This window comes from Streptococcus didelphis DSM 15616, assembly GCF_000380005.1.
Lineage (GTDB): Bacteria > Bacillota > Bacilli > Lactobacillales > Streptococcaceae > Streptococcus > Streptococcus didelphis.
The window spans coordinates 202,778-218,411 of the sequence record NZ_KB904189.1; the positions used below are offsets into that span (position 1 = coordinate 202,778).

Here is a 15,634-nt window from a genome sequence, read left to right on the forward strand (position 1 = left end):
GTTAAACCTTTTCTTTCATTTTAGCAGACAAAACAATTAGAGTTATGCCTATAAAAGCAAATACTAAAAACACTATTTGAACTCCAATTTTACCTGTAAAGTAACTCACTGAAACTAGTAAACCAGCAAAAATAGCTCCTAATGGTTGCACCATAGAAATAAAGCCAGTATAGGAACCAATCTTTGACTGCTTCATCATCTTAACTCTTAGCAACTGATTTGCTGGAACATTTATCATTTCACCCACTGTAAATATAATGACGGCTAACCAAATCATTAAAAGATGTGTAAAGGTAAAGGACAAGAATATTCCTATAGTAAATATCAATGATCCGATAATTATCTGAGTCAGCAATGGCCAATTCTCTGTTACTTTACTAAGTATAGTCATAAAAATTACAATTAATAAAGTATTTGTAAAAACCATCAAAGATAACATTTTAGAACTAGTAATCTGAAAGCCAAAGAGGTTTGTTTGCACAAAATGCAACTTTAGATGAACAGGGATGTAATTATGCATCCAGATACTAGCCATAAAAATCGACCCTATAGTAAACATAACAAAGGCTCTGTCTTTAAGCACCTGACTATAGTTTTTAAGACTAGCAAACATTCCTGATCCATGTTCAAAGTCATGATTTTCCAGTTTTGTTTCATCAAAGTAGTAATAAGCCACAAAAAAGCAACCTAGTGCTACTAAAAAAAGTGCTATTAAGAGCTCTAAAAAATAGTGATCATAAAATAGGCCCGAAATCCCTGCACCAAACATAACTGCAATGTTAATAAACCAGTAATTAATGGTATAAACAAAGCGACGATTTTTGTCTTCTGTTAAGTCAATTAACATGGCTTCATAGGCTGGTGCATAAAAGCTAGAGAATATTTCAACTAATAAGATACCTACAAAAGTGAGCCAAGGTAATATTAAATTAGGAAGATTAGCTAAAATAGCTATAAACCAGCCAGTTATGCAACCAATGGAACCTATTATTATGACATATTTTCTTCCAATTGCATCTGATAAATGACCTTCATATAAAGTTGCTATAAAACCTGCCAAACTAGTCAGCATCATTAAAATACCCGTCCAAAGAGTACCGAAAAAGCTCGTGTAATACATGGCCATAAACGGAAAGACACTACTTCCAAGAGTAATTGTGACAAATCTGACTAGCTGTCGTATTTGTATCTGTTTTGGTAATGTAAAAAATTCTTGCATCTGACTCCTTTTAGTATTTTCCCAATTCCCTTAAACTTGTATGATTCTCTTGAATTCTACGAAACATTTTTTCCATATCAGCCTTACTAAAGTTAATTAATACAGGACGTCCATGAGGACAATTATAGGGATTTTTACATTGTGCTAACTGCTGGATTAACTGTCTTGCTGAATAATCATCTAAGGTATGATTTGCTTTAATTGATCGTTTACAACTCATCATAATAGCCAACTCAGCTCGATAAGTTTTTATAGAAACTTGATTGGTTAATAAAAGCATATCACACATTTCATAGACACCGGTCTCAATTTCTTGCTCCTTCATCCAAATAGGGTGTTCACGTAAAATAAAGGTATTAGAGCCATAGGGTTCTAAATAAATTCCTACTTCATTTAATAGAGACATTTTTTCTTGTAAGTTAAGATAGTCTGAGCCCGAAAATTCAAACAAATAGGGAACGAGGAGTTGTTGTAAACTATTGTCAACTTCTCCTATTTTTTCTCTATAATACTCATACTTGACCCGCTCTTGAGCTGCATGTTGATCTATAATGAACAAGCCATCCCTACCTTGAGCAAATAGATAAGTACCGTGCATTTGACCAAAGTAATCTAACTCAGGAAAGCTAGACGCTTCTTCATTTTCTAATTGGTGAAGTAGTCGCGATAACTTTTGTTTGTTTTTGTAATCAAAATCAGGATGATTACCATCACTGTCAACTTCTTGTTGACGTTCAGCGTGTTTTACGCCAATTTGTTTCTTGCTTTCTTGAGTTTCATCCTCTAACTTATTATCATCTCTACTTTCAGCAATAAGAGTCGTATTTGAAAAAGGAAGGTTTTCTTCTGAAATTACATTCTCTTTACTAAAAAAATCATTTTTCTGAGGATCATAATAAAGTTTACTAGATTGTAAAGGTAGACTAGTTTGTTCTACCTTATTGAAAGAACGCGTTGTTGATTTGGCAAGGTTCTCAAGTGCATCAGGAATTAAGTCTTGAGCTTTTAAGCTTTCTGCAATCGCATAACTAATTAAAGACATTAATTCTTTTTCTTTTGAAATACGGACCTCTTGTTTAGTTGGATGAACATTGACATCTGCTAAATAGGGATCTATCTGTATATCTATAACAGCTATGGGAAAACGACCTACCATTAATTTAGAGCCATAACCATCTAAAATAGCCCTGTTTAATAGGAAATTCTTAATATACCTTCCATTAATAAGGATAGTAATATAGTTGCGATTAGCTCTTGTTAATTCGGGTAAGCTAACATAGCCTCCAATCTCAAAATCCAAGTCTGCATTAGAAATTTCAATCATCTTCTTAGCAGTGTGCAAGCCATATACACCTGCAATAGCCTGCTTCAAATCACCTGTACCTGAAGTCTTTGTCATTTCTTTTCCATCACAAATAAGTGTAAAAGCTACTTGAGGATGACCCAAGCTTAGGCGATTAACTACGTCTACAATGTGAGCTAGCTCTGCTTGTAAGCTTTTCATGTACTTTAAACGGGCTGGTGTATTATAGAATAGATTTTCTACTATTATTTTTGTTCCTACCGGACTGGAAATAATTTCTTGACTAAGAATATTTCCTCCCTTTGTAAGCAGCTTGCAACCATGACTAGCCTGACTAGTAGCTGATTCTATAGTTAATTGGCTAATTGATACTATAGAAGGGAGAGCCTCCCCCCGAAAACCCAGAGTTCTAATTCGAAATAAATCAGCTTGATCCTTTATTTTACTTGTTGCATGGCGAAGGATACTAAGAGGAAGGTCCTCAGCAGACATTCCTTCTCCATTATCAGTAACTTTTATATATTTTAATCCAGATTCTTCAACTTCAATAGTAATCTGTGTACTTTGGGCATCTATGGCATTTTCTACTAATTCTTTAACAACACTTGCTGGTCGCTCAATAACTTCCCCAGCAGCTATTTGATTGGCTAAAAGTTCTGGTAATTCAATAATTTTTGTCATATCTTATGATAACCTCTTCTAAACTTATCTACCTTAAGCAAGTTCCCATTAAAAAGCTTGAGATGTAGAAGTAGAATTCTATAAGTCACCTCCATCATTTCTTAAAGAACTTTTTAATTATTTACATTTGAGTATTGAGACTAATTCAAGGCCTTCAGTAATTCTTATTGTACCACTTTTTACTTAAAAGTCATGGCTTTACAATGAGTCTTCCTTCTATAACTTTTAAAAATTATTATTAAGAAATAGTAATTAAAAATGAAATTAACAGCTTACCAAGACATATGCAAGTAGTTATATAATTATCAAAATGTATATAGCTATTAGAATTAATATAGACAATCAATAATCACAAAAAGAACCAGCTTTATTGTAATAGCTAGAGACATAATTGTTAATAATTTCAATCCCTTTTTATTAACAGAATAAGAGATAGTACTTGTAACTATCATAGTACTTAACAACAACATTGCAAAGTTATCTAAAACGACGGTAAACCATTGATATACTAAAAATATTATTCCTAAAATAATACTAATAACTGAAAAGAAATCCCTCTCTCCCAAAACATAGCCTCTCTAACTATTCATTCTTTACTGGTAAGTAATAAACTTGCTCCAGCTAATTTTTCATAAAAAGATTCAAAATTTTCTGCAAAAGATAATTTTAACATATTTCAAATAAAAAGGCATTATTTTTTAATATAATATTTATTTTACTTATAAACCATAGTTACTATGGAATGTCCTAAAACTAAAAACAATCTTAGCGATTGTTTTTAGAGTTTATTCTTAAATTCTGCTAAAAGAGACATGGCTTGCATAGGAGTAATATTTAGAAGGTCACAATTTTTTATTGCTTCAAGAATTTCTTCACCTTGACTTAGGGAAAAAAGACTTAGTTGGTCTTGTTTTACTGCCTTTTCATTCCTTGTTTGTGCCTGACTATCACACCTTAAGCTCTTAGAATGGCTCTCAAGGTCTTCTAAGATATGACTTGCTCGCTTGAGTAAACCCTGTGGTAAACCAGCTATTTTAGCAACATGAATACCATAGGATTTATCGGCAGGACCTTCTGAAATTTTGTGAAGAAAGGTCACTTCACCATCTTTTTCCAAGGTTGCTACGTGGACATTTTTTAAGCGTTTCAAGGAAGTTGACAGCTCTGTCAACTCATGATAATGAGTAGCAAAAAGTGTTTTAGCTCCGACATTTTCATGGATGTATTCAATAATTGACTGTGCTAGAGCCATTCCATCATAGGTTGCTGTTCCTCGTCCTAATTCATCAAATAAGATAAGGGAGTTCTTTCCAGCTCGTTTAATCGCATGATTGGCCTCCATCATCTCCACCATAAAAGTTGACTGGCCAGAAATGAGATCATCTGCTGCACCAATTCGAGTAAAGATAGCATCAAATATTGGAAGGTCAACCTTTTCTGAAGGCACATAGGAGCCCAGTTGTGCCATAATTACTGTCAAAGCAAGCTGCCTCATATAAGTAGATTTACCACTCATATTAGGTCCAGTTATTAATTGGATATCTGTATTACCATCAAATTGGATGGTATTTGGAATATACTCTTGTATCCCCATGACTTTTTCAACTACAGCATGTCGACCCTGGATAATGTTAACACGACTATCCTCATTAAACTCAGGCCTTACATAATGATTTTGCTCAGCTACTGTTGATAGGCCTTGTAAAACGTCTACTGTCGCAATGGCCTTGGCTAGGATTTGTAATCTATCAATATAAGTCTCAACTTTTTCCCTAATCCGTAGGAAAATATCATATTCCAAACTTGATGATTCTTCTCTTGCTTCTAGCATTTGGCCTTCAATTTTAGCAAGCTCTGCCGTTCCATACCGTTCAGAATTTTTTAAGGTAGCTTTTCTAAAGAAATGATCTGGTACCATTGCTAAATTGGAATTCGTAACATGAAAATAGTAGCCATCTTTTTTGTTATAATCTATTTTTAAATTATTGATTCCACTTGCTTGACGCTCTTTTACTTCAATATCTGCAATCCATCCCGTACCTTCTTTCATGACCTTTCGATAATGGTCTAGTCGCTGATCAAATCCTGTTCGAATGATATTGCCTTCACTAATTGTAGCTGGAGCATCTGGGTCAATAGCGGAGCGAATCAAACTTTCTAATTCTGGCAAAGTATCAATTTGTTTTATCAACTTTGCTAGATACGGGCTATTCATACTTTCTAAAATGGCTTTAATCCGGGGGGCTTGTGCTAAGGTATTACCTAATTGTAAAAGATCCTTGGGATTTACCTTACCAAAGGAAACCCGACTTGATAAGCGTTCAATATCATAGACTCCCTTTAAACTCTCACTAAGATCTGATTTTTCTATAAAAGAATCTAAAAAAACCTGAATAATATTTTGTCTTTCTAAAATAGCAGCTTTACTAATGAGAGGTCGATCTATCCAATTACGTAATAAGCGCATTCCCATAGCTGTTTTAGTTCCATCCAAAAGCCAGTAAAGACTACCATGTTTTTTATGGGTTCTTGCATTTTCAAGTAAATCTAGACTATTTTTCGTTGCAAATGACATTTGGAGGTAATCTTTTATCTCATAATGAACAAGCTTTTGTAAATGAGATAGCTCTCGCATCTGTGTAGAATAGATATATTGTAATAGTTTCCCTGACACAGCTAGCTCAAGAGCTGTCAACCTATTGTCAAGTAAAGACTTATCCTCAAAAACTGAATATTCATAGGAAAGCAAGAGATTGTGCTGCTTGACAAGTTGGTTCTCTTGCGCAGAAGTTAAGTCAAAACCAACTAGAACTTCTCGAGCTTTTAAATTTAATATCTCACTACATACACTTGAAAAATCTGAAAGTTCTGTAACATAGAACTCACCAGTAGCTACATCCATATAAGATAGGCCATAAGATTTGCCATCATAATCTATTGCAACTAGAAAATTATTAGAGCTATTTGGTTTAGTAGAATCAACAACTGTGCCTGGTGTAATAACCTGAACAACTTCACGTTTTACGACACCAACAGCCTTTTTGGGATCCTCCATCTGCTCTGCAATAGCTACCTTATAACCAAGTTCTATTAAGGTATCAATATATTGTTGCGCAGAGTGATGAGGGACACCCGCCATAGGGATTGGATTTTCTGCATTTTTATTACGGCTAGTCAGTCCTATTTCTAAGATTTGAGCCGCCTTTACAGCATCCTCATAAAATAATTCATAAAAATCTCCCATTCTAAAAAGCAAAAAAGCATCTGGATAATTTTTCTTAATGTCCAGATACTGTTGCATTCCAGGAGAAATCTTAAGATTTGTCATTTCTTAACTCCTCATTCATCTTATACTCTATTGTTTTGGTAATATATTGAATTAAATCACTAGCATCTTGCATTTTACTTCGGAAGTCATTAATAATAGGTTCTTTATTTAAACCTTCTTCTGTCTCTATTGCCAAATTTCTAGACTGTTTAGCTGCTTCTGGCTTCGAAATTTGCTGGAAAAGCACTGCATTTTGTTGATTTTTTTTCATGACATAGACTTCTTTTTTAAAAGTTTTTATATGATTAATTTCTTTTTCTATTTTTTTATAAGAAATAACACTTTCATGGCTTTTAATAAGCCTAGTTAACCTTTTAAGAGAATCATTATATACTGTCATAGTAAAATGCCAAATCTTTCTCATATCTCATAGCAATATCCTCACTGCGACATATAACTAAAAGTGTGTCTGCACCCGCAATTGTACCTACAATATCTTGTATCTTATCACTGTCAATCAAATTAGCAAGAACATCTGCCTCACCTAAATTAGTATGCAAAACAAGCATAAAACCAGCACGGTCAACTTTTGAGATGTAATATCTTACATCTGGGCTAAACGGGGAGACCGTTGTCTCTGATAAGCTATAATACAATTTTCCTCTTTCATCTCGTAACTTTAAGAGACCTATTTCTCTTAAATCACGTGAAAGGGTGGCTTGAGTTACTCTAATCCCTTTTTTATGAAGGTAATTTTTAATTTCTTCTTGGGTACCGATGTGTTCAGATTGAATAATCTGCTTAATGTGTTCTTGACGCTCTATTTTATTCATAACATTCCATCCCAATTGTATAATTATCCCTTCAAATTATAACAAAAAAATATCTTTTTTTCATCTTCTTTGTTATGATTTGTCTAAATTAATCTCAGTTCAGCTCAAGAAAACCCTTAAAAATTAAATATTCTATAGAAGTTATACTTTCTATTCTTCCTTGCGCCATAACTGAGATAATGGCAGCCCCTTAAATGGAAATATTTTAGTATAATTTCTCACTGCTCCTCTCGTTTATTTGAAAGAAATATGTTAGAATAAATTGACAAACTATTTTAGGAGAAACATGATGAATACTAAAACATTAATTGCAGGCGAGATTGCAAAAGTTGTTCCTGATTTGGAACTAGATGCAATCTATAACTTGCTTGAAACACCCAAAAATTCTGAAATGGGAGATATTGCCTTTCCCGCGTTTAGTTTAGCTAAGGTACTTCGTAAAGCTCCTCAAATGATTGCGGCTGATATTGCAGAACAAATCAAAACTGATCACTTCGAAAAAGTTGTTGCTACAGGGCCATATGTTAATTTTTTCCTTGATAAATCAGCTATTTCTGGGCAAGTGTTACATACTATTATCGACCAGAAAGACAATTATGGGCAAGGGCACATAGGAGATGGGCAAAATATTACTCTTGATATGTCTAGCCCAAATATCGCTAAACCATTCTCAGTAGGACATTTACGCTCAACTGTTATTGGAGATGCAATTGCTAACCTTTATTCAAAATTAGGTTATAAGCTTTTTAGAATTAATCACTTGGGAGATTGGGGCAAACAATTTGGTATGCTTATCGTTGCCTATAAACTATGGGGAGATCAAGCTGCCGTTGAAGCTAATCCTATTGCTGAACTCCTTAAGTTATATGTCCGAATTAATGCAGAAGCTGAAGAAAAACCTGAGTTAGATGAAGAAGCCCGTCAGTGGTTTAAAAAATTGGAAGATGGTGATAAGGAAGCTTGGGATTTATGGAAATGGTTCCGAGATGAAAGTTTGGTAGAATTCAATCGTATCTATGAAAAACTAAATATTAATTTTGATTACTACCATGGCGAAGCTTTTTACAATGATAAAATGGATGAAGGTTTAGACATCTTAGAAGCTAAACACCTTTTAAAAGACTCTAAAGGTGCTAAAATTGTTGACCTTGAAAAATATGACCTCCCTCCAGCATTAATTAAGAAGTCTGATGGTGCAACTCTTTATATTACACGCGACATGGCAACAGCTATGTATCGTCACCGTACCTTCAACTTTGTTAAAAATATCTATGTTGTTGGTCAGGAGCAATCTAACCACTTTAAACAGTTAAAAGCTGTTTTGAAAGAAATGGGCTTTGATTGGTCAGATGATATGATTCATGTCTCATTTGGATTAGTAACCAAAAATAAGAAAAAATTATCTACTCGTAAAGGTAATATTATTCTTCTTGAACCAACTTTGGATGAAGCTGTATCACGTGCATTGGCACAAATTGAAGCTAAAAATCCAAATCTAAAAAATAAAGAAGAAGTGGCAAAACAAGTTGGTATTGGTGCCATTAAGTTCTACGATTTAAAAACTGACCGTGACAATGGATATGATTTTGACCTTGAAGCAATGGTTTCATTTGAAGGGGAAACAGGTCCTTATGTCCAATACGCTTATGCCCGTATCCAATCAATCCTTCGAAAAGCTAATTTTACGCCTGATACAGGTGCTAACTATGCTCTTAACGATAGTGAAAGTTGGGAGATTATTAAACTTGTTCAAAACTTTGCAGCAAATATTGAGCGTGCTGCTGAAAAATATGATCCATCTATCATTGCTAAATACGCTATTCAACTTGCACAAGCATTTAACAAATACTACGCTCATACGCATATTCTAGATCAATCAGATGAGCGTGACAGTCGCCTAGCCTTATGTTATGCAACTGCAACTGTACTTAAAGAATCACTTAACCTCCTAGGGGTAGAAACTCCTGAAAAAATGTAGTTCCCTACAAATATTTCTTAAAAAAAGCAGCCAGACTTACTAATCTGGCTGCTTTTTTATAGCTTGATAAGCTTGTGATTTAAACAGGCTTATCATAATTTTTTCGTCTAATTTTAAAGTCAGAACTAATAACCTCATCAACATCAACAATTGAAATAAAGGCATCTGGGTCTAAGTCAGCAAGGATACGTTTAACTTCCCTCACTTCATGAGGACTCAACGTCACGTACATGACATTATATTCGTTTCCAGAATAAGCACCTTCTCCTTTTAGATAGGTCACTCCCCGATTAATCTCTGTTAAGATGGCTGACGCTGCTGCTTTGGAGTGCTTGGTAATAATAATCATACCCCGAATGGTATAGCCACCATTTTGAACTACTGTTAACACCTGACTAAATACAAAACTAGCTACTAAAGTATAAAGCATGTGCTTCAAGTCAATATAAGACAAAGAAGCAACCAATATTAAGGCATCAACAAATAATAAGGTTTGACCTAATTTTATACCCAGCTTTTCTTCTGCAATACGACCAATTATATCAGTACCTCCAGTGGTAGCCCCGTAACGAAATACCAATCCACTGCCCACACCAGAAAAAATACCTGCTACAACAGCTACTAGCATTGTATCCTGCTCTAAGCCTAATTCAATGGGCACCTTTTGCCAAAGACCAATAAAGAAAGACATAGTAACTGTCCCATAGATGGTTAGAGCTAGCGACTTTTTCCCAAATATCTTGGCCCCTAAAATAAATAAGGGAATATTTAAAACTAAAGAAGATATAGCCGGGTTGACCCCCATCAGTGCATGTATAATCAGTGTTAATCCAGCTACCCCGCCTTCAGCAAGTTTGTTAGCCATATTAAAATTGACAAAACCAAAGCCATAAATAGCTACCCCAATGGTGATTAATACTAATTCTCTTAATTTACTAAAACCTTGCTCAATAATTTTCATATTAGTTCCTCATACTTCTATAAAAAACTAGCCGCTTCCGAGGAGGCAAACTAGCTATTTCTTTTTTGTTTATTCTTCTTTTTTGGAAGAAAGAAATCTGGACTATTAATCTCATCCATATCAAAGATTGAAAGGAAGGCTCGTGGATCCACCTCATTAATAATTGCTTTGACTGCTCGCACATCTGTACGGCTTAAAGCTACATAGATTACCTTTTTTTCTTTAGCAGAATAGGCTCCTTCACCATTTAAAAAAGTAACCCCTCTTCCAAGTTCCTCCATGATAAACTTGGATATTTGATCCGAATAATCCGAGACAATTATAGTCCCTCTTACAGAATAACCACCATTTTGAACCAAATGAACAATTTTTCCATACATAAAACTAGCTATTAGGGCATACATCATCTGAGGAAGGGAAATATAGGTTAAAGAGACAATCATAACAAAGATATCTATTCCTAGCAGGGCCTGATTTATCTGCAAACCAAACTTGTCTTCAATAAGCTTAGCAACAATATCTGCACCACCAATCGTGCCCCCATTCCTAAAGACGATTCCTCCACCTAGTCCACCAATAATTCCAGCCATTAACGATACAACTAAATTATCATGTTTAAGATCTATTATCAGGTCATATTGTTGAAAGACCCACACAAAAAAGTAAAGAGAAACAATTCCTGTAACAGTATAAATCATCGATCGTTTTCCAAAAAACCTGACTCCTATAAAAACCAAGGGGAGATTAATGAGATAACCTGTTATAGTAGGATTAATATTAAAGAGGGCTTTTCCAACTAAGGTTAAACCTGCTAAACCATTGGCTGCAATCCTATTTGCCATATAAAAATATACAAAAGCGAAAGCATATAGGGCCGCTCCAAAAATAATAAAGCAAAAATTCTTGATATTTAAATTTTTGTCAACTGTCATAGAGGCCCTCCTGTTTTTCTAATCATCTTCAGCAAATCGACCTATAATTCTAACATTTTCTGCAACAGATATAAAAGCTGAAGGGTCTGTTTTTAACATTAGCCATTTAAAATCATTATACTCTTCTAATGTAATGATTGTAATTAAAACAGTTTTATGAACATGTTTAAAGGTTCCTTCGGCATCATTAATGCAGGTAACCCCTCGATGGAGTTTTTTATGAATGGCCGTAATAATCTTATCGGGATTCTCAGTTACAATCATCGCTTGCATTTTTTTCTGCTTTGTAAAGACTGCATCTGTTACACGACTAGAAACAAAAATTGCAACCATCGAATAAAGGGCATACTTCCAACCAAATAATAATCCAGCAAAAATCATAATCACTGCATTAACAGCCAAAGAGATGCTTCCAACATCCTTACCTATTTTTTGACGTAGCGTCAAACTAACAATATCTGTCCCTCCACTAGAAATACGTGACTTCAACCCCAAGCCAATCCCCATTCCTAAAATTAAACCACCAAAAACAGCATTAATCAAAGGATCTGTGGTTAAGGTCACTTGAGGCATTACCTGAATAAACAATGAACTCATAGTAACAGTGATAAATGTAAAGATAGTAAACTTATGACCAATCTTATACCAAGCCAATAACAATAAAGGGATGTTGATGACATAAAAAGCCAAAGAGATTGGGATATCTATATTGAAAAAACGGTGACCAATAGCTGAAACTACTTGAGCAAGCCCAGTAGCTCCACTAGAATATACCTGTCCTGGTTGAAAGAAAAAATTGACAGCAACACTAGAGAGGATTCCATAAAGTATGGAAGCTGATATTTTTTCACCATACTTTTCACGTGAGATGCTTCTTAATGCATGTAATAGCCCAACTTTTCTAGCTCCTTGACTAATAACATATTTAGCTTTTTTCTTGTAAGTTGTTTTTCTAATCATGACTTTCTACTTGAAGACATAGTTCTTCTAATTGTTTTTCTGATACAAGACTCGGTGCTTGTGTCATCGGATCACTTGCTTTATTGTTTTTAGGAAAGGCAATAACTTCACGGATATTTTCTTTTCCTGCTAGTAGCATGACAAACCTGTCAAGTCCAATAGCAAGCCCACCATGTGGAGGAAAACCAAAATCCATAGCCTCTAATAAGAAACCAAATTGCTCCTTAGCCTGTTCACTACTAAAGCCAAGAGCTTTAAACATACGTTCTTGCATATCTCTTTGATTAATACGAAGGCTTCCGCCCCCTAGTTCATAACCATTTAAAACAATATCATAGGCAAGAGCACGAACCTTAGTTAAATCACCTTCTAATTCATGAGCAGACTCATTAGTAGGAAGTGTGAATGGGTGGTGGGCTGACATAAAGCGATTTTCTTCTTCTGACCACTCAAACATCGGCCAATCAATTACCCAAAGAAAATTAAACTTGGTTTCGTCAATTAAACCTAGTTCCTTAGCTAATCTCCCACGTAAGGCACCTAGTGCTGCATTAGCCACATCCAATTGATCTGCCACAAATAAAACCATATCATTGTCAAGGAGATGTAAAGTTTCTGTTAAGTCATTTTCTATAGGTGTCATGAATTTGGCAATCGGACCTGTCAAGTTGCCATCTGCAACTTTAAGCCACGCTAAACCTTTTGCCCCAAATTGTTTGACATATTCTGTTAATTTATCAATATCTTTACGAGACAACTTATCAGCCTTGTTTTTAATAACAATAGCCTTAACTGCTGCAGCTTCTGAGAAGACTTTAAAGTCAACAGCTTTTACAGTATCTGTTAAATCCTCAAGAAGCATATCATAACGCATATCTGGTTTATCAGAACCATATTTATTCATAGCATGTTCATAAGGCATTCTTGGGAATGGTAGTGTGACTTCAATTCCTTTTGTTTCTCTCATGACTTTAGCAATCATTCCTTCAACGATATCCTGGATTTCTTGCTCTGATAAAAATGATGTCTCTAAGTCAACTTGTGTAAACTCAGGTTGACGGTCTCCACGTAAATCTTCATCACGGAAACATTTAACAATCTGATAATACCTATCAAAACCAGCATTCATCAAAAGCTGTTTTGTAATCTGCGGACTTTGAGGTAGAGCGTAAAAGTGACCTTGACTAACACGACTCGGAACCAAGTAATCACGCGCACCTTCAGGTGTTGATTTGGTTAAAATGGGAGTCTCCACATCAATAAACTCTAAATCATCTAAGTAATTACGAATAGAGTGAGTTACTTTAGCTCGTAACTTAAAGTTCTCTAACATTTCTGGTCGACGTAGGTCTAAGTAACGGTAACGTAAGCGTGTTTCGTCACTTACTTCCACACCATCTTTAATTTCAAAAGGTGTGGTTTTAGAACTACTTAAAATGCTTAAGTGACTAACCTTTAGCTCAACAGCTCCAGTGGCTAAATTCTTATTTTCCTGCTGGCGTGCTTCTACTACTCCTTTTACTTCAATAACAAATTCACTTCGCAAGCTTTCTGCTACTTCCATAACATCCTTTGAAACATCTGCTGGATTAATGACAAGTTGCATGATTCCTTCACGATCTCGTAAATCAATAAAAATAAGGCCACCTAAATCTCTACGACGTCCAACCCATCCTTTTAAAGTTAACTCTTGACCAATGTGTTCTGTTCGGACACGTCCTGAATACATGCTACGTTTCATACAATTTTTCTCCGTTACTTTTTATTTCCTATCTATTATAACAAAAAGGCACTAAAAACCCCACCCATTTAAAAGAAGACTTTCCAAAAGGCCGAAAATCTATCTCACTAGCCTAACATGCAAAAAATAAAAAGATAAAGAAAACTTCTTCACCTTTTTACATACTTAATAAGCCTTAATTTATTTTTCCTAACAAGCCTTCAAAATCTGTTTCCAGATCTTCAAAACTCACTTCAATTTCTTGTCTTGTCTTATTGTTTTTAAGTTTTACTTTGCCAGTTTCTAATTCACTATCACCCAAGGTAATAATGGTTTTGGCCTTAAAGACATCTGCTGTCTTTAACTGTGCCTTAATTTTACGATCAAGATAATCACGTTCTGCTGTAAAACCTTGGCGACGAATAGCTTGTACTAATTCTAAAGCTTTGCTGTTAGCAGCTTGCCCCAATACAGCAATATAAATATCCAATTTCTCTTCAATTGGAAGTGTGATGCCCTGCTTTTCCAAAATGAGTAAAAGACGCTCCAAGCCTAGTCCAAATCCAAATCCTGCTGTTTCTGGTCCATCAAAATATTCCACTAAACCATCATAGCGACCACCCGCACAAATAGTTAAATCGTTTTGATCAATTCTTGTAATAAACTCAAATATTGTATGATTATAGTAGTCCAGACCACGCACCATCTTGGTATCGATAATATACGGAATCTTTAATACTTCAAGCATCTCCTTTACAGCATCAAAATGAGCCTGACTCTCTGCATCTAAATAATCTAAAATAGAAGGCGCCTTTTCTACTGCAAGGATGTCTTCTTTTTCTTTTGAATCAAGCACACGTAGAGGATTTTCCTCCAAACGACGTTGACTATCCTTTGATAAAGACTCACGTAAAGGCGTCAAGTAGTCAATAAGGGCTTGACGATAAGCCAAGCGACTCTCAGGACTTCCTAAAGTATTGAGATGTAAAATAATATCTTTGATCCCAAGCTTTTCAAATAAATGATAAGCCATGGCAATAGTCTCTACGTCTGTTGACGGATTAGCTGAACCAAAGCATTCAACCCCAATCTGATGAAATTCTCGTAAACGTCCAGCTTGCGGGCGTTCATAACGGAACATAGAACCAATATAATACATTTTTACTGGTTTCTGAACCTCTGGTGCAAATAGCTTGTTTTCTACATAAGAACGAACAACTGGAGCAGTACCTTCTGGACGTAGGGTAATATGACGCTCTCCCTTATCATAAAAATCATACATTTCCTTGGTAACAATATCAGTAGTATCTCCTACAGAACGACTAATTACCTCATAATGTTCAAACATTGGAGTACGAATCTCACCATAACGATATTGTTTAAAGGTTTCACGCGCAAGATTTTCAACATACTGCCATTTTGCTGCTTGTGCTGGAAGTATATCTTGTGTTCCCTTAGGTTTTTGAAGTTTCATAACATCAGATACAAAGAGCCCTAATAAAAAATGGGAGAAAAAATTTTACATAAAATAAAAATCTCTGTTTTTCAGTAGTTTTTAGCTAATGTTCAATTATAAACATTCTCTCAACGGCTCTTATCCTTTCTTCAATATTATTTTATATCATTTTAACATAAAATAAGTCTCTTTAGTACTTGTATGTATGATATGTTTTCCCATAATACAACTTTCTAAGTTAAAAATAACTAGAAGACCTTTCTTGATTAGGAAAATTTTTGTCAAGTAACTTTACTTTACAAAAAAGTTGTGATATGATGTTA

At 34.8% G+C, this 15,634-nt stretch carries 11 protein-coding genes; 1 reads left to right on the forward strand and 10 read right to left on the reverse strand.

Features of this window, described 5'->3' with window-relative positions:
* Position 1: 1 nt before the first annotated feature.
* The 5 genes from A3GU_RS0104995 to argR all read right to left on the reverse strand — a co-directional run bounded on the left by A3GU_RS0104995 (position 2) and on the right by argR (position 7,304).
* The gene (locus tag A3GU_RS0104995; protein WP_018366450.1) at positions 2-1,219 is read right to left on the reverse strand and encodes an MFS transporter; all 1,218 of its coding nucleotides are present in this window, start codon (positions 1,217-1,219) and stop codon (positions 2-4) included.
* 10 nt (positions 1,220-1,229) lie between these two features.
* Positions 1,230-3,203, reverse strand: coding sequence for a DNA mismatch repair endonuclease MutL (gene mutL / locus A3GU_RS0105000; protein ID WP_018366451.1), 1,974 nt, complete (start codon positions 3,201-3,203; stop codon positions 1,230-1,232).
* A gap of 778 nt (positions 3,204-3,981) precedes the next feature.
* Positions 3,982-6,531, reverse strand: coding sequence for a DNA mismatch repair protein MutS (gene mutS / locus A3GU_RS0105005; RefSeq protein WP_018366452.1), 2,550 nt, complete (start codon positions 6,529-6,531; stop codon positions 3,982-3,984).
* On the reverse strand, positions 6,518-6,895 hold the full coding sequence (locus tag A3GU_RS0105010; protein ID WP_342661866.1) for a YlbF family regulator: 378 nt from the start codon (positions 6,893-6,895) through the stop codon (positions 6,518-6,520). The genes mutS and A3GU_RS0105010 overlap by 14 nt, the downstream gene beginning before the upstream one ends.
* Entirely contained in the window at positions 6,858-7,304 is a 447-nt protein-coding gene (argR, locus tag A3GU_RS0105015; protein WP_018366454.1) for an arginine repressor, read from the reverse strand. Before argR ends, A3GU_RS0105010 begins: the two co-directional genes overlap by 38 nt.
* 289 nt (positions 7,305-7,593) lie before the next feature.
* On the opposite strand from argR, the gene argS reads away from it, so the two are divergent.
* Positions 7,594-9,282 carry an arginine--tRNA ligase gene (gene argS / locus A3GU_RS0105020; protein WP_018366455.1) on the forward strand — a complete coding sequence of 563 codons (1,689 nt, stop codon included), beginning with the start codon at positions 7,594-7,596 and terminating at the stop codon, positions 9,280-9,282.
* A 79-nt stretch (positions 9,283-9,361) separates the two neighbouring features.
* On the opposite strand, the gene A3GU_RS0105025 is transcribed toward argS, so the two are convergent.
* The 5 genes from A3GU_RS0105025 to hisS all read right to left on the reverse strand — a co-directional run bounded on the left by A3GU_RS0105025 (position 9,362) and on the right by hisS (position 15,329).
* Positions 9,362-10,243 (reverse strand): YitT family protein, encoded by an 882-nt coding sequence (locus tag A3GU_RS0105025; protein ID WP_018366456.1) that lies wholly within the window; start codon positions 10,241-10,243, stop codon positions 9,362-9,364.
* Between the two features lie 50 nt (positions 10,244-10,293).
* Positions 10,294-11,175, reverse strand: coding sequence for a YitT family protein (locus A3GU_RS0105030; RefSeq protein ID WP_018366457.1), 882 nt, complete (start codon positions 11,173-11,175; stop codon positions 10,294-10,296).
* Positions 11,176-11,193: 18 nt separating this feature from the next.
* Positions 11,194-12,135 (reverse strand): YitT family protein, encoded by a 942-nt coding sequence (locus tag A3GU_RS0105035; RefSeq protein ID WP_018366458.1) that lies wholly within the window; start codon positions 12,133-12,135, stop codon positions 11,194-11,196.
* A complete protein-coding gene (gene aspS, locus A3GU_RS0105040) occupies positions 12,128-13,876 on the reverse strand; it encodes an aspartate--tRNA ligase (RefSeq protein ID WP_018366459.1) in 1,749 nt (582 codons plus the stop codon). The genes A3GU_RS0105035 and aspS overlap by 8 nt, the downstream gene beginning before the upstream one ends.
* A 175-nt stretch (positions 13,877-14,051) precedes the next feature.
* A complete protein-coding gene (gene hisS / locus A3GU_RS0105045) occupies positions 14,052-15,329 on the reverse strand; it encodes a histidine--tRNA ligase (protein WP_018366460.1) in 1,278 nt (425 codons plus the stop codon).
* Positions 15,330-15,634 lie beyond the last annotated feature (305 nt).